Origin of the sequence: Nonomuraea sp. NPDC000554, assembly GCF_040300065.1 — a bacterium.
In the GTDB taxonomy this organism is placed as follows: Bacteria; Actinomycetota; Actinomycetes; order Streptosporangiales; family Streptosporangiaceae; genus Nonomuraea.
The window spans coordinates 135,211-159,998 of the sequence record NZ_JBEPDC010000013.1; the positions used below are offsets into that span (position 1 = coordinate 135,211).

Here is a 24,788-nt window from a genome sequence, read left to right on the forward strand (position 1 = left end):
CCATAAGCTGGAGCAATGCTCTTGGAAGGATCCACGCCCCTGCGCGGGCCACGATGACCTGGTTCGGCCTCCTGATCGCGCTGGCGGGGGCGTTCGGATACGCGCTCGGTGCGGCGCTGCAGCAGTACGAGGCCGTGGCCGAGGGAGCCTCGCTCAGACTGGTGAGACGCCCCCGATGGTGGATCGGGGGCATCATCGGCTTCACCGGGGCGTGCCTGCACGCCGTGGCGCTCAGCTTCGCGCCGCTCGTCGCGGTGCAGCCGATCAGCGTCGCCACCCTGGTGTTCGCGGTGCCGCTGGCCGCGCTGATGCACGGGCGCAGGCCGCACAGGGGTGAGATCTTCGGCTCGATCGCGGTGGCCGTGGGGCTGCTCTGGCTCACGCTCCTGGTGCCGGAGCACAAGGTGACCCCGCATCTCAGCAACGGCGCGGCCATCGGGTTCATCGCCGTGATCGGGGTCATCGTGCTGGTCACGCAGCTCTTCGCGAACCGGGCCGGGGGGCCGACCAAGGCGCTGCTCCTGTCGGTGGGGGCGGGGGCGGTGACCGCGAGCGTGTCGACGTTCGTCCGCGTGGTCGGCGGCGGCATGGAGGGCGACTGGAGCCGGTTGCTGCACTGGTTCACCCTCGCCGTGCCGGTGCTGCTGGTCTGCGCCGTGGTGCTGCTGCAACACTCGTACGCGGTGGGGTACTTCGGCATCGCCTACGCGGGCGTGCAGGTCGTGGACCCGATCACGTCCGTCCTCGCGGGGGCGCTGCTGCTCGGCGAGGCGCTGCCGACGAGCCCGTCCACCGCGATCCCCGCCGTCCTCGCGGGCGCCCTGACCATCGGCGGGACGATCACACTCGGGCGGCTGGCCCCTGACCACTCCCGGACCGCACCGGTGGACGCCAGCTCAGAATCTCGTCCATTGACCGCAACATCAGATCTGAGCTGAGCCTCCCGGCCATCGCCATCCCGAAGTCGCGCAGCCGAACCGCGACAGGGTTGCGGATCTTGGTCGCCCTGCAGATCGACATCCCCCTGCGCACGACCTTCGACGTCCGTTCCAGGCGGGCCTGCGTGTAGGCGGCCAGATCCCCTCCGGCCAGGTGTGCCAGCACGACGGCGTCCTCGATCGCCTGGCAGGCGCCCTGCCCCAGGTTCGGCGTCATCGGGTGGGCTGCGTCTCCCAGCAGCGCCACCCTGCCCCGGTGGAAGGCGGGCAGCGGCGTGTCGACGTAGTAGACGTCGTTGCGCAGGATCCGCCCGGACTCCGAGGCGCGCAGCAGCTCGGGGATCGGGTCGTGCCAGTCGCCGAACCTGCGCAGCAGCTCCTCGCGCTCGTCGCCGAGCGCGGCCCCGGCGGGCAGCACGTCCGTGGCGTAGAAGTAGACGACGTCGTCGGCGAGCTGGTGGACGCCGAACACCTGGCCCCGGCCCCAGCTCTCCTGGCTCCGGACGGCCGGACCCGGCCACGGGACGAGCCCCCGCCACGCCGTCACCCCCGAGTAGGCCGGGCTGGGGCGCTCGGGGAAGAGCGCGGCCCGCGTCGCCGAGTGGATGCCGTCGGCCGCCACCACGAGATCGGCCTCCAGATCGCCCGAGCCCGTACGCACCACGCCGGTCGCGGGGTCCACGCCGGTCACCGTGGTGCCCAGGCGCAGCCGGGCCGGGCCGAGAGCCTGCGCGAGAGTGTCGAGCAGGGTGGCGCGGAGCATGATGACGATCGAGTCGCCGTAGCGGGCCTGCGCGTGGTCCTCGGTGGTGTGCACCAGCCATCGGCCGTCCGGCCTGCGGATGCCGAGTTTCCCCTGGAGCCGGGACAGCTCGCGCACCCGGTCGCCGAGGTCGAGAGTGTCGAGCGCCTTCAGCGCGTTGGCCGCGATCGCGAGCCCGGAGCCGACGGCCTCCAGCCGTTCGGCGCGTTCCAGCACGGTCACGTCCCAGCCCTCGCGGCCCAGCGCGATGCCGGCGGTCAGCCCGCCGATGCCGCCGCCGATCACTACGGCCTTCCTCATGTTCGGCCTCCTTTACTACGTCTGTAGTTTCCACGGTACTACTCCTGTAGTTTGGTCGTAACTACGGGCGTAGTCTTCGGCGCTGTGGCGCCCCGGGACGGCGTGGGCGGCTGCCTGAAGGGTCGCACTACGGGTGTAGTCTCAGTGGTCGTGAAGCGATCCGAGGCCGTCGCCGACGCGGCGATCAGCCTGCTGGCGGAGCGGGGCATGCGCGGGCTGACGCACCGCGCCGTCGACGAGGCCGCCGGGCTGCCTCCCGGGTCCACGTCCAATCTGGCCCGCACCCGGGCGGCGCTGCTCGAACTGACGCTGTCGCGGTTGACCGAGCTGGAGGAGCGGGCGCTGGCGTCCGCCTACCGGGAGGTGCCGCGCGAGCACGGCGACCTGCCCGGGCAGCTGGCCGAGGCGGTGCTCACGCAGCTCGGAGACCGCAGGCGCACGCTGGCCCGCTACGAGCTGGCCCTGGAGGCGACCAGACGGCCGGAGCTGCGCACGATCTACGACGAGGCGAGCCGCCGCTTCCGCGACCCCGCCGCCGCCCTCCTTGCCGCCGCCGGGTCGCGCGACCCGGAACGGCACGCGTGGCAGCTCGTCGCCTTCAGTGAGGGGCTGATGTTCGACGCGATCGCCGGAGCGGGCAAGGAGCCCACCCTCGACGACCTGCGCCAGGCGTTCGGCGACATGCTGTGCGGCATGCTGGCCTGACCGCGCGCGGGCCCAAGGCCCGGCGGGGGTCGGCGGGCCCAGGCGCCGGTCCGCCGGCGGCGCTGCCAGGCAGGCGGGTCCGGACGCGCGCCGGGGCGGGCAGGTCCGGACCCGCGCCGAGGCGGACGGTCGGTCAGCAGAGGTCGCGGTACGGGATTTCCGGGAGGTGGCCGCTCCACTCCGCGCGGGACAGCCCGCCGTACCGGCCGCAGAGGGACGTCGCAGGGTCCGCCGGGGCGTCCGCGTGCGCCAGGTCGATCGTCAGGACGGTGCCGCGCCCGGCCAGGACGCGCACCCAGCGGCCGTCCGGGCCGAGCGCGGCGCGGACCGGCCGGTCGACCCCCGCCGAGGGAACCTGGCGGTCGGCGAGCAGCGTGCCGTCGGGGACCCGCCACACGCGGACGCGGTCGCTGTCCGTGCTGCTCAGGAGCCGGCCGTCAGGGCTGAAACGCAGGTTGCCCGGGGACGGCCGCAGGCGCGAGGGCAGCGTCGGGACGCCGTCGAGGTCGTAGATCTGGACGCCCGTCTCCTCGGCGATCGCGACCCGCCTGCCGTCCGGGCTGAAGGTGGTGTACTCCCAGGGCATCCGGTCCAGCCAGGGTCTCCTGGTGCTCGTCCCGCCGCTTCTGGCCTGCGAGTGGGTGCCCGCGAACACCAGCGCCACCCGGTCGCCGGGCCCGACGACGGCGTACTCGCCCGCGAAGGCGGCCCGCCGGGCCCGCAGGTCCCACGCCCATCGCTCGTCCGACTGCCTAGCCGCCGCGAACAGCAGGCCGCCGCCGGGGCTGAACCAGGCGGACTGCTGGCCTGGCGCGCCGAGCCCCCTGCCGAAGGGCGGGCCGACCCCGGCGCCCGAGGCCGTGTCCCATAGGTACGAGCGGTCGACTCCGACGAGGGCCAGCGTCCGGCCGTCCGGTGCCCACGCCATGGCCCGGACGCTCTGCGCCGGCCCCGGCGTCTGGGCGAGCTGCCGTCGCCGGACCACGTCGAACACGCGCAGCGTCCCGTCGGTCAGGGACGCGAGCCTGGTGCCGTCGTCGCTGAGGGCGTGGACCGAGCGGTCTCCCGCGTACGGGTCGGTGAAGACGTCCACGGCCGGGTCGTCCGCCGTGTCCGCCAGCGCGCGCCGCGCCTCCGGGACGGGCGACAGCCGCCAGGCCGCCAGGGCCAGCCTGCGCGCGAGCACCGGGTCGGCCGTCCGCAGCGCCTCCGCCCTGGACGCCGCCACCTTCGCCATCGCCCGGTCCACCCGCTCGTCGGCGGCCCCGCTCTGCCACACCGCCGCCACCACCGCCACCAGCGCCGCCACCAGCACCGCCGACACCAGACCCGCCGTGGCCGTGCGGCGTCGGCGGGCGCGGCCACGGGCCAGGGCGAGACCGGCGTCGAGGAAGGCCTGCTCGCCCGCGCCGAGCGTCAGGTGCCGCCGCCCGCTCGCCGCCCAGGCCAGGGTCCTGTCCAGCGGGTCGTCCTGGAACAGGTCGGTGTCGCGTCGGCCGGCCGCCTCCCATCGCCGCGCCGCCCGCGCCAGCTCCCTGTGGACGGCCAGCCCGTCGCGCTCGGCGTCCAGCCAGTCGTGCAGCCTCGGCCACGCCCGCAGCAGCGCGGCCTGTGCGATCGTCACCGCGCCGTCGCGGGTGAGCAGGCCCGCCTCGCCGAACGCCTCCAGGACGCGGTCGATCGCGGCGGCCTGTTCGGGGGTGCGTCCGGCGACGAGGTCGTCGCGGGTGGCGGGTTCGCGGGTGTCGGAGCCGTCGGAGCCGAGGCCGACGAGCCGCAGGAAGACCTCGGGCACCAGGTTCTGGTCTGCCCGGCTGAGCTGGAGGTAGCGGGCCTCGGCGCGGGCTCCGAGCGGCGGGTCGTCGACCGGCTCGGGCGGCAGCAGCCGGCCCTGTTGGGATTGGGGGGCGTCGAGCAGGGATAACAGCAGCTGGCGGGCGCTCGGCCGGTGCGCGGGGTCGGGGTGCAGCGCCGAGGCCACCAGCGTGCGTAACAGCCGGTCGAGCCGTCCCGTCTGGACGGGTTCGCGGCCGTGGGCGGCGAACAGGAGGACGAGCCCCCACGACCGGACGTCGGCGGGCGGGCCGCCGTCGGGACGGGCGACACCGAGACCGGTGACGCGAGGGCCGTCCGCGCCCAGGATCACCCTGTCGGGCGTCAGCGCCCCGTGCACCGCCCCGGCCTCGTGGATCGCCGCCAGCGCCGTGGCGGTGGCCGCCGCCAGCCGGTACAGGTCGTCGCCCGCCAGCGGCCCGTGCCGGGACACCACCCGGCTCAGGCTGGGCCCAGGGACGTACTCGCTGACCAGGAAGGGGCGCTCGCCCGTCAGGTCGGCGTCGACCACCGTGGCGACGCTCAGCGAGCGCACCAGCTGCGCGGCCTTCGCGCCGTCGGCGAACCGGGCCCGCGCCTCCGGGGTGTCCGGAAGGCGCAGCGGCCAGAGCGCATGCCGAGTGCCCGACTCGTCGTAGGCCTCGATGACCTGCCCGTCGCCGCCGAGCCGGGTGCCAAGCCAGTAGCTCCCCAGCCGATCAGTCATGCGGGGTTGGACGCCGCCTTTCGGCTAACGGTTCACCAGGCGAGCTCGGTGCTGTGGCCACTCCTCTTCGAGGATGCCGAAATAGACGGTGTCGCGCCAGGTGCCGTCGGGCCTGAGTCGCTGCCGCCGCAGGGTGCCCTCGTACACGCCGCCGATGCGCTTGATGGCGTCCTGGGACCTGGTGTTGCGCACGTCGGTCTTGAGCACCATCCGGTTGTAGCCCAGGCCGAAGGCGTGGTCGAGGAGCAGCACCTTGCAGGCGGTGTTGACGGCCGTGCGCCAGACGGATCGGCCGTACCACGTCCAGCCGATCTCGAGGCTCTCGTCGTAGTCGGGCACGTCGATGTAGGTGGTCCAGCCGACGGCCCTGCCGGTCTCCTTGAGGACGACCGCGAACCCCACGTACCTGTCGCTGTCCAGGATGCCGCGGGCGAGCGCGGCCAGTTCCCCCTCGGTGCGCGGCGTCAGGTAGGGCGAGTACCGCCAGACCTCCTCGTCCGCACCGCCGGCGACGAACAGGTCGGGCAGGTGGGCCGGGGTGAGCGGTTCGAGGCGGACGACGTCGTCCTCGAGCACCACAGGCGAGGGCATCTTCGCGGTCATGGCGGCCACCTTACGGACAGCGGGGAAGCCTGTTTACGGCCACATGCCACTCTTTGTGGAGAACCACCTGTCGACACTCATACCGGCCGGTCGGTAGGCTCTCGCCATGGACTTCGCCTTCGACACCGTCACCGAGGACCTGCGCGAGCGCCTGCTCCGCTTCATGGACGAATGCGTCTACCCGGCAGAATCCGCCTTCGAGGAGCAGGTCGCCACCAGCGGCTGGAGCGCTCCGCCTCTGCTGGACGACCTCAAGGACGAGGCCAAGAAGCGCGGCCTGTGGAACCTGTTCCTGCCCGGAGAGCACGGCGCGGGCCTGACCAACCTGCAGTACGCGCCGCTGGCCGAGATCATGGGCCGCAGCCCCAGCCTCGCCCCGACGGCCACCAACTGTGCCGCGCCCGACACGGGCAACATGGAAGTCCTGTCCATGTTCGGCAGCGAATGGCAGCGCAAGGAGTGGCTGCGGCCGCTGCTCGACGGCGAGATCCGCTCGGCCTTCGCGATGACGGAGCCGGACGTCGCCTCGTCCGACGCGACGAACATCGCCACGTCGATCGTCCGCGACGGCGGCGAGTACGTCATCAACGGCCGCAAGTGGTTCATCTCCGGCGCGATGAACCCCAACTGCAAGATCTTCATCGTGATGGGCAAGACGAACCCCGACGCGCCCAAGCACCGGCAGCAGAGCATGATCCTGGTGCCCCGCGACACGCCCGGCCTGCACATCAAGCGCGGCATGCACGTGTTCGGCTACAGCGACGCCCACCACGGCGGCCACGCCGAGGTCGTCTTCGAGGACGTCAGGGTCCCGGTCGAGAACCTGATCGGCGAGGAAGGCGGCGGCTTCGCCATCGCCCAGGCCAGGCTCGGCCCCGGCCGGATCCACCACTGCATGCGCCTGATCGGCATGGCCGAGCGCGCGGTGGAGCTGATGTGCCGCCGGGCGCTCGCCCGGACCACCTTCGGCAAGCCGGTCGCCCACCAGGGCGTCGTCCAGGACTGGATCGCCGAGTCCCGCGTCCGCATCGAGCAGCTCCGCCTGCTGGTGCTCAAGACCGCCTGGCTGATGGACACCGTCGGCAACCAGGGCGCGCACACCGAGATCCAGGCCATCAAGATCTCCACCCCGATCACCGTCGAGTGGATCCTCGACAAGGCCGTCCAGGTGCACGGCGCGGGCGGCGTCTCGCAGGACTTCCCGCTGGCCGCCCTCTGGGCCGGGGCCAGGTCGCTGCGCCTCGCCGACGGCCCCGACGAGGTGCACAAGCGGTCGCTGGCCTATCGGGAGCTCAGGAAGTACAGCTGAACGGGAGGACGCAGGTGGACGAAGCACAGCTCAAGGAGCGGGTGGCCGCGTTCCTGGGCGGGAACGACCCCGGCGGCGACCGGCTGGAGTTCCTGCGCGCCAGGTTCGACGCCGGTCTCGCCTGGGTGTGGTTTCCTGAAGGGCTCGGCGGGCTCGGCGTCTCGCGCGAGCTCCAGCAGGTGGTCGAACGCGAGCTCGCCGGAACCCCGCAGCTCAACATCGGCGTGCAGGGCATCGGGCTGGGCATGGCCGCCCCGACGATCCTCGCCTTCGGCACCGAGGAGCAGCGGCGCCGCTTCCTGCGCCCGCTGTGGACGGGCGAGGAGATCTGGTGTCAGCTCTTCAGCGAGCCCGGCGCGGGCTCCGACCTGGCCACCCTCGGCACGCGCGCCGTCCGCGACGGCGACGAGTGGATCGTGGACGGGCAGAAGGTCTGGACGTCCGGCGCGCACCACGCCCGATGGGCCATCCTGGTCGCCCGTACCGACCCGGACGTCCCCAAACACCGCGGCCTGACCTACTTCGTCTGCGACATGCACGCGCCCGGCGTCGAGGTGCGCCCGCTGCGTCAGATCACCGGCGAGGCCGAGTTCAACGAGGTGTTCCTCACCGGCGTCCGCCTCCCTGACGACCTGCGGCTCGGCGAGGTGGGCGACGGCTGGCGCGTCGCGCAGACCACGCTGATGAACGAGCGGGTCGCGATCGGCGGCGCGCCCGTGCGGCAGGGTGGCGGCATGGTGGGCGCGGTGCTCGAAGCCTGGCGCGCGCACCCCGAGCTGCGCACCCACGAGCTGCATCAGCGGCTGCTGTCGCTCTGGGTGGAGGCCGAGGTGACCCGCCTGTCAGGGGCGCGGCTGCGCGAGCAGCTCGCCGCGGGCCAGCCGGGCCCCGAGGGGTCGGGCATGAAGCTGTCGTTCGCCAGGCTGAACCAGGCGCTGTCGGGCCTGGACGTGGAGTTCAGGCGCGACCTCGGCTACGACGACTGGACGTTCCGCCGCTCCGACGAGGTCGACTTCTACGGCCGCGGCCCCGGCTACCGTTACCTGCGGGCCAAGGGCAACTCGATCGAAGGGGGCACGTCGGAGATCCTGCGCAACATCATCGCCGAGCGGGTGCTCGGCCTGCCCTCGGAACCCCGCGTCGACAAGGACGTGCCCTGGAAGGACCTGCCGCGATGACGCTGCTGTACTCGGAGGTCGAGGAGGAGCTGCGGGCCGCCGTGCGCGCCCTGCTGGCCGACCGCTGCCCGCCGGCCGCGGTGCTGAAGCGGGTCGAGTCCGACCCCTACGACCTGGACCTGTGGAAGACGCTGGCGGGCGAGATCGGGGTGGCGGGGCTGCTCGTCCCCGAGGAGTTCGGCGGGGCGGGCGCGTCGGCGAGCGAGGCGGCGGTGGTGCTGGAGGAGCTGGGCAGGGGCGTCGCGCCCGTGCCGTTCTTCACCAGCTCGGTGCTGGCGACGTACGCGCTGGTGCGGGCCGCCGGGAACCCCGAAACGGCCGGAACCTCGGCGGGGGAGTTGCTCGGCCGCCTCGCGGAGGGGCGGGCGACCGCCGCCCTGGCCGTGTCGTTCGCCGCCTCGCCGTACCGGCCGCTGAGGGGCGCGTCGGTCAGCGTCGACGGCGAGCTACTGTCCGGGACGGTCACCTCGGTCGCCGGGGCGGACGTCGCGGACGTGCTGCTCGTCCCCATCGAGGGCGACCTGTTCGCCGTCGAGGCGGGCATCGAGGCGGGCATCGAGGGGGGCGCGGTCTCGGTGGAGGTCGTGCCGTCGTTCGACCTGACCCGTCCGGTCGCGACCGTCACCTTCTCACGGACGCCCGCCACCCGCGTCGGGGCCTGCGACCTGGCCGGGGTGCTGCGGTTCGGAGCCGGGCTGCTGGCCTCCGAGCAGCTCGGGGTGGCCGAGTGGTGCTTCGACGGCACGCTCGGCTACGTCAGGGAGCGGCACCAGTTCGCCCGCCCGGTCGGCTCGTTCCAGGCGGTCAAGCACCGGCTGGCCGACCTGTGGCTGGACGTCGTCAGGGCCAGGGCGGCCGCCCGCGCTGCCGCCGCCGACACCTCGTCGGCCTCCCACGCGGTGTCGGTCGCTGTGGCCCAGGCGTGGAACTCGGCGGTGGCCGTGCACGCCGCCGAGGAAGCGTTGCAGCTGCACGGCGGCATCGGGATGACCTGGGAGCATCCCATCCATCTCTACCTCAAGCGCGCCAAGGCCGCCGAGATCGCGCTCGGCACCCCGGGCGACCACAAGGAGGCGCTGGCCTCACTCGCCGACGTGCCCGGGCCTGAGGGAGGTCAGCAGTAGGTCGGCGAAGTGCCGGCCCACCTGGGCGCCGGTCAGCGGCCCGTCCGCGTGGAACCAGGTGCCCAGGTGGTGCACGGAGCCGAAGAAGTAGTCGACGACCAGCTCGGCCGGCACCCGGTCGCTGAACACGCCCTGGCGCTGCCCCTCGGCCACCAGGGCGCGGAAGCGCTCGTGGTAGCGGCGGCGCTCGGCCCGCACGGTCTTCTGCGTCTCGGGAGCCAGCAGGTGCATCGAGCGGAAGAAGATCTTGGAGTCGTCGAGGTTGGCGGTGGTGGTCTCCACGACGTCGGCGGCCGCCGCGTGCAGCCGCTCGGTGAGCGTGCCGGGGCCGTCGGCGATCCGCGTCAGCCGGTCCATCTGCATGCGCAGCACGCGGGCGTAGATCTCGTGCAGAAGATCATCTTTTGAGTCGAAATAGTGGTACATGGCGCCCTTGGTGACGCCGGCCGCGACCACGATCTCCTGGACGGACGTTCCCTCGAAGCCGCGCTCGGCGAACAGGCGCGTCGCCTCGCCGAGCAGTCGCTGGCGTACCGGTTCTTCCTTCACAAGTCCCCCTTGGTCACCCGCAAAGCATACCGAGTGGGCATACCGACTGGTCGGTTGATGGCCTCATGGGTGCTATTTCCGTCACCTTAGGGTCCCCTTGCTTTCCATGGGGTATTACTTGACTTGGCGAGGGATCTTCGGCGTGGCAGATCCTGGTGGTACCTACTCATTCGGGGAGTTTGCCGTGCCTGGTGGCTCTATCTACGTGCAGCAGGACGAGAAGTTCACAGGGGCTTCGCCCCAGTGGTACTACGAGAAGTACTGGCGCGAAGGGGCCAAGAGCCGGACGCGGTCCAGGGCGATCAAGGCGGTCGTCGGGTTCGCCGTCGGCATCGGCCTGGCACTGCGGTTCGGCGTCGACTACAGCGCCCTGTGCGGCCTGGCCGGTGCGGTGATCGCGGCCGGCGCCGACTGGTGGTGGCACTGGCGCTCGTTCCGCGCCACCGCCGTCTGGCGCGGCAAGCGGCGCGGCGAGACCATCACCGGGCGGAAGCTGCGCCGCTCGCTCCTCAGGCACGGCTACAACGTCCTCGACGGACGGGCCATCAGGGGCCAGGCGTCCATCGACCACCTCGTGATCGGCCCCGGCGGCGTGTGGATCATCGACAACGAGTCGTGGAGCCCCGACACCGAGATCGCCTCGTACGCCGGGCGGCTCTTCTTCGGCGAGAAGTACGGCACCAAGGTCGCCAAGCCGCTGATCGAGGCCGGCGACGCGTTCGCCGAGCTGCTGACCAAGGAGACCGGCATCCCCGTGCGCATCACGCCGCTGCTCGCCGTCCACTGCGGCCTGCTGCCGCGCGGCGGCGTGCTGACGGCGGAGGGCCTCACGCTGCTCAAGCCGCGCCTCGCGGCCAAGCAGATCAGGTATCGCGAGGAGGCCGTGCTGACCGGCGAGCAGATCGAGGTGCTCACCAGGACGGCCGCTCGGGAACTCCAACGTTCCTGATCTCCCGTTTCCTTGACTGGGAAATCGAACCGTGGTGACATCGGTGTGCCGAGCACCGATCATTGCCGACTCCGGCCTGCCCCAAGCACGTCCGCGCTGGTAGCGCCGATTTCGGCATGCCTGTCACCCCGGGAGACACGATGCCGCCTCGGAATCCGTCGTACCGCGTGCGTTCCCGGCTGAACCGAGCGGCGCGACCTGCGCGTACAGCGGGTTGAGCGGACAGGAGCCGATCTACCGGATCGGTCGTGACGAGGACGAGAGCGTGCCGATCATCGTGAGCGAGGAGGTCGCCGCCGCCCTCCAGCCGGAGGCGACGGTGGTGCTCGCGGTGCGCTCGCCGCACCCCGTGCACGACGCGCTCAGGTCCGCGCTGTTCGACATCGCCGCGCTCAACGGCGGCTGGCCGGCCGCGCACGACAGCTCCGACAGGGACGGCCCCAAGTACGTGTCGGGCCCGGTTCCGGTGCCGGGAGGCGGGCTGGTCCTGCTGGACGTCGGCTGGACCCCGGTGGACCTGCTACGCACCATCCCGGCGCTGCTGGCCCGCAGCCTGCGCGCCGCCGGGATCAGCAACGCGTCCGTGGAGCTGCCGCCCCGCATCGGCGCCCGCTACGCCGCGGCCCAGGAGCGTGGCCCGGCGGCCAGGGCCTGGCTGCGCGGCCCGATGTCGTTCTCCCCGGGCCTCGGCTCCTCGGTGCCCGGAAACCCGCCGCCGCTGGTCTCCACGGCCGGGTGGTTCCTCGACGTGGCGGGGGAGTGGCTGCGCGAGCGCGGCGACCCCCTGGGCGTGATCGTCTCCGTGGAGACCCCGCTCACCTGGGACACCGTCGCCGACACCGCCGCCGCCGTGCTCGCCGCCGGCCAGCCGATGGCGGTCGTCACCGGCGACCTCACCGCGGCCGGAGCGGTGGCGCGGCCGTACGGGGCGGTTCCGGAGGCGTCGCTCACCGAGGCCAGGCCCGGCTGGGACGGAACCGACGTCGCCGCCGCGATGCTGGCACAGCGCCAGGTGCTGCGCGCCGCCGCCGACAACCTGGTCTGGGCGGGCGTCGCCGCCGGCCGTACCGCCCGCTACCTGCTCGAACCCCGCTGGGTTCCGGACGGCGTCGGCGACAGGCCGGACGTCGAACTGCTCGGCGACCTGGCGGTCCCCGACGCCCTCTGGTACCAGATCCTGTCCGCCGGCCACCTCGACCGCCTCGGCGGACCGCCGCCCGGCGCGGTCGAACTGCCAGGAGGACGCGTCGAGCTGACCGTCGGCGACCCCGAACAGTGGCTCCCCGGCCACCCCGACCGTCCCGCGCTGCTCACCCGCGCCCGCGACCTGCTCGCCCCCTGCCTGCTCGACCCGGCGGAGGCCTTCTCACTCAGCCGCGAACGCATCGGCCTGCTCAGCCGGCAGAGCTGACCTCAGGCCGGCGTCTCGATGAACGCGGCGAGCTGACCTCAGGCCAACGTCTCGATGAACGCGGCGAGCTGGGCGATGTTGCGGCACTCGTGCATCGGGACGACCGCGCCGTAGTCGGAGGCGATCGAGTCGCCGGTGTCCCACTGCCGCCTGGGCTCCGGGTTCAGCCAGTAGGCGTGGCGGCACCGGGCCGTCAGGGACTTCAGCACGTCCAGGGCCGGCGGCTGGTAGTTGGACCGGGCGTCGCCCAGGATGAGCAGGGACGTCCGCGGGCCGACGGCCTCGCCGTACCGCTCGGCGAACCGCTCGAACGCGTAACCGTAGTTGGTGCGTCCGAACCGGACCATGTCCGCCTCGTTCGCCAGCCTGGTCACGGCCTCGACCACGTCCGCGCCGGGGGTGAAAAAGCGGGTGATCTCGTCCACCGTGTCCACGAAGCCGAACGCGCGCACCTTGGTGAACTGCTCCCGCAGCGCGTACGTGAGCAGCAGCGTGAAGTGCGCGAACGAGGCGACCGAGTCGCTGGCGTCGCAGAGGACGACCAGCTCCGGCTTGTGCGGGCGCGGCGGACGGAAGTGGGTGGCCAGCGGGACGCCGCCGCTCTGCAGGGACGCCCGCACGGTCCTGCGGAAGTCCAGCCGCCCCCGCCTGCCCTTCCTGTGCCTGATCGTCAGGCGCGCCGCCAGCCGTCTGGCCAGCGGGTGGACCTCGCGCCGCAGGGCCGTCAGGTCCGCCTTGGTGACGCGGAGGAAGTCCAGCTGGTCGAGCGGCGGGCGCACGGCCGAGCGGCTGATCCGCTCGACCCCGGAGTCCTCGGCGATGCGCCGTCGCACGTCGGCGGCGACCGCGTCCTCGAACCTCCTGATCCCGGACGTCACCCGCTGCCGCGCCGCCTTCTCCGCCAGCCCGCCCCGCTCCTGGCCGGCCAGCAACTGCTGGAGGAGCCCGGCCATCAGCGTCTCCGGCGACAGCGCGCGCAGGACGCTGTAGGAGAACCAGTTCTGCCGCCCGGGGCCGGCGGGCTGGCGTCCGAAACGCTCGACCATGGCCCGCGCGAACTCCCGCATCTCGGGGACGTCGCCGCCGGTCAGCAGCCGGGCGAGCCGGTCGCGCAGCTCGGGCACGGACGCCTGCGCGAGATCCGGCCCGGCTTCCGGCCGAGCCTCCAGGCCGGTGGTGGCCGCCGGGAACCACAGGTCGAACAGCACGTCGAACACGGGCCGGTAGGCCGGCTTCTTGACCAGCGTCGCCGCGTACGCGGCCCGCAGCGACTCCCGCTCGGCCAGCTCGATCACCAGCATCGCCCGCGCCGCGTCCAGCCCCTCGGCCAGCGACACCGGCAACCCGGCCTCCCGCAACGCATGCACGAACCCGACATGCCTATCGACCAGCGACACGCGCCCTCCCACAGATCTCAGGCCCCGGATCTCAGGACAGGCCGAGTTCCTTGACCGCCCGCGTGTGGTCGGAGGCGTGCTTGAGCACCACCCCGAGGGTTCCCGCCACGGTGGCCTCGTCCAGCTCCTCGCGGCCCAGCGCCAGCAGCGTGTTCGCCCAGTCGACCGTCTCGGCCACCGACGGCGCCTTCTTCAGCTCCAGCGCCCGCAGCGTGGCGACGGTCCTGGCGAGCTGCTCGGCCAGCTCGCCCCTGATCGTCGGCACCTGGCTGAGGACGATGTCCCGCTCGCGCTCCGGCGTCGGATACTCGATGTGCAGGTACAGGCAGCGCCGCTTGAGCGCCTCCGACAGCTCGCGGGTCGCGTTGGAGGTGAGCAGCACGTACGGCCTGCGCACGGCGGCGATGGTTCCCAGCTCCGGAATCGTCACCTGGAAATCCGACAGCAGCTCCAGCAGCAGCCCCTCGACCTCGACGTCCGCCTTGTCCATCTCGTCGATGAGCAGCACGGTGGCCGCCTGTGCCCTGATCGCCTTCAGCAGCGGCCGCTCCAGCAGGAACTCCTCGGTGAAGATGTCGTCGTCGGCGCTGGTGGCCTGGATCCGCAGCAGCTGCTTCTTGTAGTTCCACTCGTACAGCGCCCTGGCCTCGTCCAGCCCCTCGTAGCACTGCAGCCGCACCAGCTCGGCCTCCGTCGCCATCGCCACGGCCTTGGCCAGCTGCGTCTTCCCCACCCCCGCGGGGCCCTCGACCAGCAGCGGCTTGCCCAGCGCGGCGGCCAGGAACACCGAGGTGGAGATGGCGTCGTCGGACAGGTACCCCACGGCGGCGAGCCGCTCGGTCACGTCGGCGGGAGAGGCGAACATAGTGCTCCTGTCTGCGAGGCGACGGCGTGCGGCCGAACTTTATTCTAGCCAGAGAGAGGCGACAGCTACCGATTCGACCAGGATGCCGAGGACCGGTATATTCATCTCGGCAAGCGCCGCTAGCTCAGTTGGTCAGAGCAGCTGACTCTTAATCAGCGGGTCCGGGGTTCGAGTCCCTGGCGGCGCACCAGCAAGAAACCCTAGGTCACGTGACCTAGGGTTTCTTTGTTCATGGGCAGCCTTGACAGCGGGCTCCCGCTCAGGCGCGCTCGCTGGCTGCTCGAGCGACCCTTGACCGGGTGACCGGCAGGAGCTCTTCAACAGGGTGATGACCTCCTCGAGTCTCGACCGCGAGCTCCACCTCCCAGACGGCGAGCCCGAGCAGCTCACGAACCCTGTTCCGGCCCACTCCGCGCGCCATGCTGCCCACCTTTCTCGCCAGGGGTGTCGCTGAGAAGTCTGCCGGCGCTCTCCGACAGTTGCCGGAGAGTGCCGCAATCGCTCGGCCGGGGGTTGTGCGCGTTCATCGGTGGGCGTCCCGGCGGAGAGGTTTTCGGCGGGCGGCTAGCCGTAGAGCTGATGGCAGGCCTGGTTGCGGACGCGGAACTCGGCGCGGGACGGCGGGAACAGCTCGTCGCACTTCGAGGGGATCAAGGAGGACGGCTGGCTGTCGGTGCCGTCTTCCGGCTCCTCGCCCCCGGTCTCTCCCGCGCGGCTGACAGGGGTCACAGCCCCGCTCTCGTGTCGCTGACGTCGCAAGGCCGGGGGCGCGGCTCGGTGACGTCTCCCCGATGACGTCGCCTCGCTCTTCGGCGCTGCGGGACTCGAACCGGCCGTGCGGGGTGCGAGCCTCGACGGCCTCCCGGGCACGAGCCTCGGCCGTGTGTTGGGCGCGCGCCTGAGCGTCGGCGGCGTCCTGGACACAGCCCCGGGGGCGGGGACGAGCCTCGGTGGCATCCTGGACACGGCCGAGCGCTCGGCCACGTCCGGGCGAGGCGCGGGCGCCGCCGCGGCGCTCGTTCCAACCGCGGCGGCTCCTGTTCCAGCGGCGGTGCCTGTTCCGACCGTGCCGACACCTGCTTCGGCTGCGGCGGTGCCTGTTCCAACCGTGCCGACACCTGCTTCGGCCGCGGCGGTGCCTGTTCCACGGGAGGGGCCGTCCGTGCCCTGGGCGCCCGACCAGAGCCCCAAGGCCACGCAGACCAGGAAGCCCGCGGCGACCGCCGGCCCGGTCAGGCACCTCCAGCCCCGCGGCATCGCTCGCCTCGGCGGGGTCGGGGTCGAGTATCTGCGCCAGCCGAACGACTCGAACTCGCCGAAGGGCATGACCGGCTCCCCGAAGCGCAGGCCGGACGACTGCTGCCGTGGCCGCCAGGTCCCTTCCGGTGCGGGGGTGAGGTGGTCATGGTCATCGTGCATGGCTCTCCCTGATCAATACCCGTGCATGCCAGGGTGTCGCAGCGTCGCGCGGTCCGGTGGAAACGACTCGGCATCGCGGGCAATGCGCAGGGAAACGACCCCGGTCTGGCGGGGGCCGAAGGCGGATGAATGTGGGCCCGCCGACATAACGGTCAGGTCACGTTGATGGTCCGTCGTTCCGAGCGCGGCGGTGGTCAGACAAGCAGGCTGGAGCGGTCGTCTGGCGGGAAGCGCACGTTCGGCGCCGCCGGTCTGATCTCTTGACGGTCTCCGGCATCCATGTCTAGATCAATCCGGATTTGACGGAGAACTGCGGAGGTCGAGCATGGCGTCGAACCCGTGACAGCCCAGCAGCCCCCTACGTCCGAAGAACGCGCGGGCCGTCGTGCTCGGGCGGTGAAGATCGCCGCCGTGCTCGCCGGTGTCCTGCAGCTGATCCTCGCGGCCGTCGTGATCGGTATCCCCGGCTTCTCCACCACCCTGGACGCGATCGCCATCCCGGACGACGGCACCGCCTCGCCCTCGTCCGCGCCCGCCATCCACCGGATGGCCTCCTCCGTCCCCGCACGGCGCGCCCTCCCGACAGCCGATCCCGCCTCGACCATCCGGCCGACGACGTCACCGACGCACGGACCGTTCCCTACGCGAACCCGGCATTCCTTCCGCACCCCGTCGCCCGAGCGCACACCCGCGACGGCCGTCCGGACAAAGCCGCTGGTCAGCGCCCCCGCAACCCGCTCCCACCACAAGGACCCGCCCACAGGCCACGACGTCCCGGACGCCGACCAGGAGCACACGCCCCCTGGGCGCACCAAGGAGCCGCCCGGCCAAACCGCAGCGGAAACCCACGGCCCCAAGAGCGCGACTCCTCGAGGAACAGACCGACAACCAGCCGAGCACCACGACGATCCGTTCGACGACGTTCGTGGAAGGCGCAGCCGGCGCTGATCCCACGGACGACGAGGTAGCCCGGTGGACTGCTCTGAGAGGGCGTCGCGAGATCGGACGGACATGCGGAGTCTCATCAGGCAGAATGCCAGCTCGCTGGTCCCTCATTGAGGAGGCTGAATGTGGTGATGCTGCTCAATCCCTACATCTCGGGCCAGGCTGAAATTGAGACGAACTATGACAGGTCATCATCAGATGCCCACTAAGTTGGCGGTTCGCGAGTTGATGTCCCTTTCGTCGCTGAGGTTGTCAGCCAGCGGAGCGCCTTCGCGTGCCCGCCGTCGAGCCGCCGTGTGTGACGGCCGGGTCGTGCCATGCGTTCCTTAGTTGCTGAGTGCGTACATCTGGCTATTGCTTCCGATGGCGAATGCCTGGAGCCCCCCGGTGCCGCGGTTGTCCATGCGCTTGGTCCACGTTGCTCCACTGCGCTGCCAGAGGTGGCCGCGGGTGCTCTGGGCCCAGATGTTGCCGAGGCCGTCGATGGACAGTGCCGTGCCCTGTCCGCCGGTGTCGTTCCATGCCCCGTTCGACCACTGCATGATCTCGCCGTTCGCGGCGGTGGTGATGGCCACCGTGTTGTTGGCGCCGGCGGCGACTGTGGCGGCGGTCTGCCCCTGAGAGCGCGCCGTCCAGGTGCCGTTCGCGTACTGCCAGGGGGTGCCGGTGGTGCTGACGGCCCAGATGTCGCCGTTTCCGCTTACCGCAACGCTCTTGCCCTGCCTGCGAGTTGCCGTCCAGGTGCCGTTCGCCCTGATCCAGATGTCGCCGTTGTTGAGGATGACGGCGACGGTGCCGTTCCGGCCAGCTGCCACGTCCGTGATGGCCGCGCTCTGGCTCGGCCCGGGGACGGGATCCCATCGCGACCCGTCCCACTGGTAGAGCAGGCCGGCGGCGGTCACCACCCAGACGTTGTCCGACCCGTCGACGGCGAGCTTGACGCCGGCTCCGTCGCCGCCGAGCTGCGCCTCGAGACCACTGAAGTCGCCGCGCACCTTGTGGACCCCCCACTGATCGGCGACGGTCACCAGCTTCGACAGGGCGGTGTCCGTGGTGGCACGCCGTGCGGTGAAGCCGGCGAAGTCGGTCTCGGCAGCCGGATTCCACAGCTGGGCCGCGATCGGCGGGGCCGCCAGCCGGGCGGGCGTCAGGCCGTTGGCGCCGTTGTAGCCCCAGGAGGCGATCGAGGCGCCGGCGACGCGGCTGGTGGGGGCGACGGTGACGCCGTTCGACGTGTACTTGCTGAAACCGTAGAGGCTGGCCTGCGGGGCCGCGTAGTCGTCCCAGACCGGCGCGACCAGGTACAGGGGGACCCAGCCGGCGTTGATGACGGTGAACCCGTCGGCGACCTGCTGGTCGAAGCGGTAGAAGGAGTTGTCCCAGTTCTCGACGATCACGCCGTGGTTGATCTGGCTCTGGATGTCGCGGCTGAAGCCTTCCCAGACGATGGAGGTCTTGCCGCGGCCGGTGATGTAGCCGTCCAGGTCGTTGATGAACGAGGCGAAAGCCGAGCCCGAGGCGGTGCTCTCGTCCGCGCCGAAGTGGAAGTAGGGCGTGTGGGTGAACACGTCGAGCATCTCGCCGATGATTGTCTTCACGGCGGCCCGGGCGCGCGGCGACGTGACGTCGATGGTGGCCTTGGTGCCGCCGAACACTGCGGGGTACAGCGTGACCATCTTCATCGAATGGCCGGGCACGTCGAGTTCGGGGATGATCGACACCCCGCGCGCCGCCGCATACCGGTCCAGGGCGGTCAACTCGCTCAGGGTATAGGCCGGATGGCCGCTGGCGTTCTGAGCCGACAGGTTCGGGTAGGCGGTCGACGGGAACATGAAGTTCTGGTCGTCGGTCAGGTGCAGGTGCAGATAGTTGATCTTGTAGAGGTGGCAGAGCTCGATCTGGTTCTGGAGATCCGCGATCGACCAGTACCCGCGAGCGGTGTCGATCATCAGCGACCGGTAGGCGGTGTCGGGTGCGTCGGTGATCATCATGCCGGGGATGGTCCGGTGGGCTTGGAGCATCTGGAGCAGGCTGGCGGAGGCGTTGGCCAGGCCGTTCTGATCGCCGGCGGAGAGCGTGACGATGCGGTCGACGGTCAGGGTGTAGGAGCCGTCGTGCGAAGTGCCGGTCTTGGTGATGGCGATGTCGCCTGGGGTAGGTGTGCCCCCGGCTGCGAGGGAGGGTGCCGTGCCGGTGACCAAGGCGACTTGCTGTGCGAGAGCGGTGGCGTACTCGTCCAGGCCCAGGTCACTCGGGTAGACGATCCGGCTCGCCGGCGTGATCGAGGCGGCGGCGCCGGTATGGGCGACGGTCCGAGGCGCCGGGATGATCACATCGGCGCCCGTGGCTGCTGCCACGGCCGGCTCAGCGGGCAGGACGGCCGCCGACTGTAGGACGGTGACGAGGGTGGCCGGGGCGAGGATTGCTGCGAGGCGTTTGCTGGCGAACTGGGTCACTGGGTCTCCTATCGGAAGGGTGTGCAGGTGTTCGGTGGCGCCGCCGATGAACTCTCGGCCGCGCCCGGGCCAGAGAAAGCCGGGGGCGCCGCCGCAGGTCGATGGCCGGCGAGGTTCGCGCCTGCGCATGCAGGGCTGTTACGGCTCGCTGCGCCTCGAGGGCGCGGCCACCGTTTGCGGCGGCCGCGAACTCGGGCGAGGAGAGCAGAGGCCCGCTGCGGGAGGGGCCGTCCGAGTGGCAGGCCTTGTCGAGCGTGTGAACGGACTCTGCGTCATGGGGCCGAGGCTAGGTACGGGCTCGGGGCGCCGCGTTCCCGTTCCTCCGCCGTAAATTCATGGTGAATCGCTGTGACCGGGAGGCGTGCTTCTGGATGCCGTGGGCGAGATGCCGTGGTAGCGGCGGAAGACGGTGGCGAACCGCTGTGAGGAGGAGAACCCTAGAGTGTGGGCCACAACCGTGATCGACACTGCCGGGTCTCGTTGCAGCCACTCGCGCGCGTACTCGGTCTTCCGGCGCAGGAGGTAGTCCTTGGGGCTGGTGCCGCTGGCGGCGCGGAACGCCTCGTAGAACTGGCTCGTGGACAGCTCGGCCATGGCGGCGAGCTCTGCGGGAGTGATCGGGTCGGTGAGATGTTCTTCGATCCACGCCAGGACTCGGGTGATGCGGTGGTGCGGCCATGCCGCAGGTGACGATCCGGCGCTGGTGAACCCACGGGTCAGCTCCAACACCGCCGAGGCGAGCGTGTGCTGCAGCAACGCGTCGTTGATCCAGTCATGGGCGCGGTCAGCGAGGGCCAGCGCCCGCTCCAGGCTGTCGCGGGCCTGGTCCGTCCCATCGGCGGTCAGCTGCCCGGTCGGGGCGGCGAGCAGGTGCAGCGCCCGATGAAGCGCGTTCGGGCTGGGCTGTGCCGTGACGCGGGCGATGAGCCAGACCAGTGAACCGCGGGGTTCGGCCGCCAGGCCCGTGCTGTAGACCGCGCCGGGCGGGACACGGATCGCCTGGCCGGGGCGTGCCGGGTGGACCGTGCCGTCGATGTCGAAGGAGAACGTGCCGCGGACCGGCAGCGCGACCACCAACAGGGTGCGATGCCGGTCTGGCGGACGGGGAACATGAGCGTGCAGGTATCGATAGCGGCCCAGGGCCAGCAGCGGTGCGAGGCCGCGCCCGGCCAGGTCCACAACGGTGCGTTCAGCGCTCTGTCCGAGGTTGACCTCGTCGTTGAAGGGCAGCGTCACGGTGGTCGTTCTCCGGCTATGGTTCAGGAAAGCCGATGGTGCCATGACCGGCCGAGCCTGCACAGCCCAGACCTCGCTCCGCGATCAGGCGGAACGGGGCGCTACTGCGGCCTCCGGGAGGTGGCGTGCCGAGGTCCGCCGTGGCTCAAGGTGTTGGGCCAGCCCGGCCGCGTCGTCGGCCCCGTAGCGCCCCCATCAACCGGCCGTCCGAGTCCAGCAGGGCCACCGAGGTCGACAACTCGCCGACCACGAGCGTCTCGTCACGGAAGGCCAGGCAGCTCGGCCTGCGTAGACGATCCGCGAAAGTCCCGATGAGCTGCCCTTCCGGATCGAGGTTCACCAGGCGGTCGTTCTCCCGATCCGCCAGAATGACCCGACCGCCGTCCTGAACCATCGCGTGCGGGCAGCGCAAAGCGCCGTCCTGGCTAGCCGGTGCGATCCCCAGAAAGTCCCCGCTGGTGCTGTAGCGGTGCACCAAGCCCGCACCGTAGCCGTCGCTCGCCCACACCTGGCCGAAGTCGGGCAACGGGAGCACGGCGGTCGGCTCGAAGAGCTGGCTCTCGTGCCGCCGTCAGCGCGCGGCCGCGTTCCGCACGGTCCGTACGTTGTCCTTCAGACCGTGGTCCATCCCCTTCTCCCGCTCCAGCCGGACCATGTCCGCCGGGCGGTAGTTGAGGATGTACGCGCGCCGGTGTCCATCGGTCGTGTTGCCGCGGGAGTAGTGAAGCGTTCCGCCCGCGTGGGCTGCCGCGTGGCCAGGAGTCAGCGGCACCGGCGTGGCCCCGGGCTCGTCCTCCGAGCACTCGCACTCGAGCGCGCCGCCACCGGCGCCGACCGGCCAGTGCGCCCGAATCGGGGTCTCGTGCGAGCCGCGGACGTACCACATGCAGCCGTTATCCAATATCGACTCGTCCAACGCGACCCAGATCGAGACGGCCCGGGTGTCGGGGAGATCTACCCAGTAGGCGGCGTCCTGGTGCCACGGCGTCGGCATCCCAGTGTGGGGTGCCTTGTCGATCAGCATGTCGAAGTCGAGAACGGCGTCGTCACCGATCATCTCCCGGGCCAGCGCGAGACCCCGTTCGTGCAAAGGGAGCTCCAGCAGCGGAGGGTAGAGCGCGGAAGGCCACATGATCTGGGTGATGTTCTCGGCGGCACCGTCGCTGTGGGCGCTGCCCGCGCCGAGGTCGGAGCGCTTGTCACCACAGTAGATCTCGCCGGTCAGAAACCGGTCGTAGATCGCCCGGTACAGATCGACCTCTGCCGACGAAAGCAGCTCACCGATGCGGGCATAGCCGTCCTCGCGGAAGATCGCGGCGCGGGAGGAGATTGGGTTGGTTGCCATGCGCTCAAGCTAGGTCGGCGGGGCGCGGACAGGCGTTCCCGTACCGCCGCCATAATTCTGGCGACGTCCGACACCCCAGCCGCCCCAGATCCCGCACGGGCATCCCAGGAGCACGGTCGCGTGCTCGTCCGCGCCGGTGAACGCACTCGAACAGTCCTCGGTCGTGGCGAACTGCCTGATGAACCGCGAGCGCCGGCTGCCCGGCTACAACCGCGAACTGGGCGTCGACGTGCTGGACGTGCTGCGGCGCCGCGCCGGGAGGCCGGTGCGCTGGCTCGACCTGTGCTGCGGGACGGCGACCGCGCTCGGCGAGGCCGCGCACCTGGTGGGAGACGGCGTCGAGATCGTCGGCGTCTCCGCGGGCCGCCGTCTCACTGCGGACCTTCGCTCCCGAGGGCTGGACCACGACCGGCGGACCCGGCGGATCCGCTGCTCAGGCCGGCGCGTCTTCGAGTTTCCGTACCGGTATCTGGGCGCCGATGATCAGGCCGGGCCGAACTACACCGGTCAACCCGCTGTCACCTCGTACTACACCTCCCGCGAAGGTCTGTGACAGATCCGGTAAGTTCGCCGAACGTCATCTTGATAACGGAATTTACCCGATTAATGGACATTCGGACGGTGGCTGTCTAGACTAAGTTCGGCCACATGTTTCCGATGTGCTGCGACGCCGGGGGGCCGCGTTGGGCTTTCAGCGAATCAGAGACAACTTCGAGCTGGTCGCCAAGTACGGGGATGGCGTGCCGTTATATCTGTTCTCCGACATGTTCATGCGGGCGCCGAATCTCCGCGAAATGTTTCCGGTCAACATGAAGAGCCAGCGCGAGCGCCTCATGACCGCGCTCGCTTTCGCGGTGGAGAATTCCGGGAACATTGTCGAGATCACGCCGTACCTGCACCAGTTGGCCCGTAGTCACCGGAAGTTCGGCACCGAGCGTGAGCACTACGCGCAGTGGGCCGCCAGCGTGGTGAACACCATGGAACGCTTCTCCGGCAGCGCCTGGGACGAGGGGCTGGAGCGGGAGTGGCGGGAGTTCCTGGCCGTGCTGGCGCAGGCCCTGGCCGACGGCGCCCGCCAGGACTCGACCGTCAGGCCGCCACGCTGGTCCGCCGAGGTGATCAGCCACGAGCGCAGGACGATCGACACGGCGGTGTTACGCCTGCTCGTGGGCGAGCCGTTCCCGTACGTCCCCGGCCAGTCGGTGCCCGTCGAGGTCGGGCAGTGGCCGAATATGTGGCGATATTATTCGATGGCAAATGTGCCACGGCAGGACAACACCATTGAGCTTCACGTGAAAGCCGATGGAGCGGTGAGCCAGACCCTGGTCAGAAAGGTGCAGGAAGGCGACGTCGTCCAGCTCGGCGCACCCGTCGGAACTCTCACATTAAATCCGAACACAGGACGAAATATCCTGCTTGTTGCCGGTGGCACTGGATTTGCTCCGATAAAGGCAGTTCTGGAGCATGTGACCAGGTTACCGGTGCCCCCTTGGGTTTCCCTGTTCGTCGGCGCGCGCGAACCCGACGGGCTCTACGACTTCGACATCCTGCGCACCTGGGCCGAAAGGTACTCGTGGCTCAGCGTCAGGGCCGCCCTGTCAGAGATCGACGACCAGGACGTCGCCACGTCCGGAACGGTGAGCGAGGTCATCAGCCGCTACGGGCGGTGGGACGGGTACGACGCGTACGTGTGCGGCCCGCCCGCCATGGTCGAGAGCACGGTGAGCGTGCTGCGAGGAAACGGATTCACCGACAACCGCATACGACTGGAGAGGTTCGCGAGCGCGGTCGCGCCGTCACAGAGGTTCGCCACATGAATGACCCGATACAGCAGTTCCACGTCACGTCCGAGAACGGCAACGGCAACAGCAACGGCGCGGGCGACAACGAGGTCGCGCGGTGGTACGAGCCCGGCGAGGCGACAGGTGGCTCATGGGAGGAGCCGCAGTGGGACGAACCGCAGTCGGCGGAGCCGTCGAACGGGGAGTCCGCTGAGCGGCTCACGCCCGCGCAGCTCAGGGCCGTGGTCTTCAGGCGGGCCCCGCTGGGCAAGCGAGGGCTGGACGAGCACCAGGTCAACAACCTTCTCGACCGGGTGGAACAGGAGCTGACCCTGCTCACCCGGGAGAAGAACGCGCTCGAAGCGGAGCTCACGCTCCTGCGCGACTCCGTTTCGGCCCCGTCACGAGCGCCGTCCCAGGCCCTGTCACAGGCCCCGTCGGCGACTCCACAGCCCCAGCAACAGCACGAAGAGATCGAGGCGACGGCGCCCGTCAGCAGAGGGGCCAGGCTGGCGCGGGTCGAGCCGGGCCACGCCGAGTCGCAGTCGGTGGCGAGCCGGGTACAGGAAGCGCACGTGTACGCGGCCAGCCTGCTGTCGCAAGCCCAGCAGACCGCCGACCAGTACATCGAGGACGCCCAGCGCTACAGCCGCGAGCTGATCGAGGACGCCCGCCGCAGGCGAGGCGAGCTGATGGCGAAGGCGAACGCCGAGCAGGGCACGGCGGCGGGCGCGGAGTCGTGGGAACGGGAGGCCGCCCGGTTGCGCGCCGCCAACCGCCAGTACCGCGGCAAGCTGCGCGACTACTTCGAACTGCTGCTGATGAACCTCGACGAGTGGGAGACGACGGAGGACATCGGCGCCTCACCGGAGATCACCGAACTGCCGCACTGACCCGTCGGGCGAGGCGGCGTCTCACGGGGCGCCGGGGGCCACGGTCGGGGAACGCGGGCCGCTCGTTGAGTGCTGAGGGGCCA

22 protein-coding genes and 1 tRNA gene are annotated in these 24,788 nt (G+C 71.0%); 12 read left to right on the forward strand and 11 right to left on the reverse strand.

Going from position 1 to position 24,788, the window contains the following annotated elements:
• Positions 1 to 53 precede the first annotated feature (53 nt).
• Positions 54 to 938 (forward strand): DMT family transporter, encoded by an 885-nt coding sequence (locus tag ABT294_RS24620; protein WP_350808598.1) that lies wholly within the window; start codon positions 54 to 56, stop codon positions 936 to 938.
• Here ABT294_RS24620 and ABT294_RS24625 read toward each other — a convergent pair.
• Positions 841 to 2,001 carry an FAD-dependent monooxygenase gene (locus tag ABT294_RS24625; RefSeq protein WP_350808599.1) on the reverse strand — a complete coding sequence of 387 codons (1,161 nt, stop codon included), beginning with the start codon at positions 1,999 to 2,001 and terminating at the stop codon, positions 841 to 843. The genes ABT294_RS24620 and ABT294_RS24625 overlap by 98 nt on opposite strands.
• 150 nt (positions 2,002 to 2,151) lie before the next feature.
• Between ABT294_RS24625 and ABT294_RS24630 the strand changes: the two genes are divergently transcribed.
• Complete coding sequence (locus ABT294_RS24630; protein ID WP_350808600.1) at positions 2,152 to 2,706, forward strand: TetR/AcrR family transcriptional regulator; 555 nt, start codon at positions 2,152 to 2,154, stop codon at positions 2,704 to 2,706.
• Positions 2,707 to 2,839: 133 nt separating this feature from the next.
• Here the strand turns inward: ABT294_RS24630 and ABT294_RS24635 are convergent, their stop codons facing one another.
• Both ABT294_RS24635 and ABT294_RS24640 read right to left on the reverse strand, forming a co-directional pair.
• Positions 2,840 to 5,245 carry a protein kinase family protein gene (locus ABT294_RS24635; RefSeq protein ID WP_350808601.1) on the reverse strand — a complete coding sequence of 802 codons (2,406 nt, stop codon included), beginning with the start codon at positions 5,243 to 5,245 and terminating at the stop codon, positions 2,840 to 2,842.
• 24 nt (positions 5,246 to 5,269) lie between these two features.
• On the reverse strand, positions 5,270 to 5,848 hold the full coding sequence (locus ABT294_RS24640; protein WP_350808602.1) for a GNAT family N-acetyltransferase: 579 nt from the start codon (positions 5,846 to 5,848) through the stop codon (positions 5,270 to 5,272).
• Positions 5,849 to 5,954: 106 nt separating this feature from the next.
• Here ABT294_RS24640 and ABT294_RS24645 point away from each other — a divergent pair, with 106 nt between their 5' ends.
• From ABT294_RS24645 to ABT294_RS24655, 3 genes are read left to right on the forward strand one after another with little or no spacing between them, the layout of a single operon-like run.
• Positions 5,955 to 7,157, forward strand: a complete 1,203-nt coding sequence (locus ABT294_RS24645; RefSeq protein WP_350808603.1) for an acyl-CoA dehydrogenase family protein — start codon at positions 5,955 to 5,957, stop codon at positions 7,155 to 7,157.
• A 14-nt stretch (positions 7,158 to 7,171) separates the two neighbouring features.
• A complete protein-coding gene (locus ABT294_RS24650; protein WP_350808604.1) occupies positions 7,172 to 8,335 on the forward strand; it encodes an acyl-CoA dehydrogenase family protein in 1,164 nt (387 codons plus the stop codon).
• The gene (locus tag ABT294_RS24655) at positions 8,332 to 9,459 is read left to right on the forward strand and encodes an acyl-CoA dehydrogenase family protein (protein WP_350808605.1); all 1,128 of its coding nucleotides are present in this window, start codon (positions 8,332 to 8,334) and stop codon (positions 9,457 to 9,459) included. Before ABT294_RS24650 ends, ABT294_RS24655 begins: the two co-directional genes overlap by 4 nt.
• On the opposite strand, the gene ABT294_RS24660 is transcribed toward ABT294_RS24655, so the two are convergent.
• Positions 9,418 to 10,008 (reverse strand): TetR/AcrR family transcriptional regulator, encoded by a 591-nt coding sequence (locus ABT294_RS24660; protein WP_350808606.1) that lies wholly within the window; start codon positions 10,006 to 10,008, stop codon positions 9,418 to 9,420. The two genes, ABT294_RS24655 and ABT294_RS24660, sit on opposite strands and share 42 nt — an antisense overlap.
• A gap of 184 nt (positions 10,009 to 10,192) precedes the next feature.
• Here ABT294_RS24660 and ABT294_RS24665 point away from each other — a divergent pair, with 184 nt between their 5' ends.
• Together ABT294_RS24665 and ABT294_RS24670 are read left to right on the forward strand one after the other, a co-directional pair.
• Positions 10,193 to 10,957 carry a nuclease-related domain-containing protein gene (locus ABT294_RS24665; protein WP_350808607.1) on the forward strand — a complete coding sequence of 255 codons (765 nt, stop codon included), beginning with the start codon at positions 10,193 to 10,195 and terminating at the stop codon, positions 10,955 to 10,957.
• 265 nt (positions 10,958 to 11,222) lie between these two features.
• On the forward strand, positions 11,223 to 12,368 hold the full coding sequence (locus tag ABT294_RS24670) for a hypothetical protein (RefSeq protein ID WP_350808608.1): 1,146 nt from the start codon (positions 11,223 to 11,225) through the stop codon (positions 12,366 to 12,368).
• Between the two features lie 38 nt (positions 12,369 to 12,406).
• Here ABT294_RS24670 and ABT294_RS24675 read toward each other — a convergent pair whose 3' ends face one another.
• Positions 12,407 to 13,765 carry a vWA domain-containing protein gene (locus tag ABT294_RS24675; protein WP_350808609.1) on the reverse strand — a complete coding sequence of 453 codons (1,359 nt, stop codon included), beginning with the start codon at positions 13,763 to 13,765 and terminating at the stop codon, positions 12,407 to 12,409.
• Positions 13,766 to 13,796: 31 nt separating this feature from the next.
• A complete protein-coding gene (locus ABT294_RS24680) occupies positions 13,797 to 14,630 on the reverse strand; it encodes an AAA family ATPase (protein WP_350808610.1) in 834 nt (277 codons plus the stop codon).
• Positions 14,631 to 14,743: 113 nt separating this feature from the next.
• On the opposite strand from ABT294_RS24680, the gene ABT294_RS24685 reads away from it, so the two are divergent.
• A tRNA-Lys gene (locus tag ABT294_RS24685) sits at positions 14,744 to 14,820 on the forward strand.
• A 374-nt stretch (positions 14,821 to 15,194) separates the two neighbouring features.
• Here ABT294_RS24685 and ABT294_RS24690 read toward each other — a convergent pair.
• Positions 15,195 to 15,359 carry a hypothetical protein gene (locus ABT294_RS24690; RefSeq protein ID WP_350808611.1) on the reverse strand — a complete coding sequence of 55 codons (165 nt, stop codon included), beginning with the start codon at positions 15,357 to 15,359 and terminating at the stop codon, positions 15,195 to 15,197.
• Between the two features lie 1,086 nt (positions 15,360 to 16,445).
• Between ABT294_RS24690 and ABT294_RS24695 the strand changes: the two genes are divergently transcribed.
• Entirely contained in the window at positions 16,446 to 16,997 is a 552-nt protein-coding gene (locus tag ABT294_RS24695; RefSeq protein ID WP_350808612.1) for a hypothetical protein, read from the forward strand.
• Positions 16,998 to 17,320: 323 nt separating this feature from the next.
• On the opposite strand, the gene ABT294_RS24700 is transcribed toward ABT294_RS24695, so the two are convergent.
• The 4 genes from ABT294_RS24700 to ABT294_RS24715 all read right to left on the reverse strand — a co-directional run bounded on the left by ABT294_RS24700 (position 17,321) and on the right by ABT294_RS24715 (position 22,031).
• Positions 17,321 to 19,450 carry a family 20 glycosylhydrolase gene (locus ABT294_RS24700; protein WP_350808613.1) on the reverse strand — a complete coding sequence of 710 codons (2,130 nt, stop codon included), beginning with the start codon at positions 19,448 to 19,450 and terminating at the stop codon, positions 17,321 to 17,323.
• Positions 19,451 to 19,783: 333 nt separating this feature from the next.
• Entirely contained in the window at positions 19,784 to 20,686 is a 903-nt protein-coding gene (locus ABT294_RS24705; protein WP_350808614.1) for a helix-turn-helix transcriptional regulator, read from the reverse strand.
• Between the two features lie 145 nt (positions 20,687 to 20,831).
• Positions 20,832 to 21,212 (reverse strand): NHL repeat-containing protein, encoded by a 381-nt coding sequence (locus tag ABT294_RS24710; RefSeq protein ID WP_350808615.1) that lies wholly within the window; start codon positions 21,210 to 21,212, stop codon positions 20,832 to 20,834.
• Between the two features lie 45 nt (positions 21,213 to 21,257).
• A complete protein-coding gene (locus ABT294_RS24715) occupies positions 21,258 to 22,031 on the reverse strand; it encodes a phytanoyl-CoA dioxygenase family protein (RefSeq protein ID WP_350808616.1) in 774 nt (257 codons plus the stop codon).
• Positions 22,032 to 22,167: 136 nt separating this feature from the next.
• On the opposite strand from ABT294_RS24715, the gene ABT294_RS24720 reads away from it, so the two are divergent.
• The 3 genes from ABT294_RS24720 (at position 22,168) to ABT294_RS24730 (ending at position 24,705) form a co-directional block, all read left to right on the forward strand.
• Complete coding sequence (locus tag ABT294_RS24720; protein ID WP_350808617.1) at positions 22,168 to 22,584, forward strand: hypothetical protein; 417 nt, start codon at positions 22,168 to 22,170, stop codon at positions 22,582 to 22,584.
• Between the two features lie 130 nt (positions 22,585 to 22,714).
• Positions 22,715 to 23,848, forward strand: coding sequence for a globin domain-containing protein (locus ABT294_RS24725; protein WP_350808618.1), 1,134 nt, complete (start codon positions 22,715 to 22,717; stop codon positions 23,846 to 23,848).
• Positions 23,845 to 24,705 carry a DivIVA domain-containing protein gene (locus ABT294_RS24730; RefSeq protein WP_350808619.1) on the forward strand — a complete coding sequence of 287 codons (861 nt, stop codon included), beginning with the start codon at positions 23,845 to 23,847 and terminating at the stop codon, positions 24,703 to 24,705. The genes ABT294_RS24725 and ABT294_RS24730 overlap by 4 nt, the downstream gene beginning before the upstream one ends.
• Positions 24,706 to 24,788: the final 83 nt, after the last annotated feature.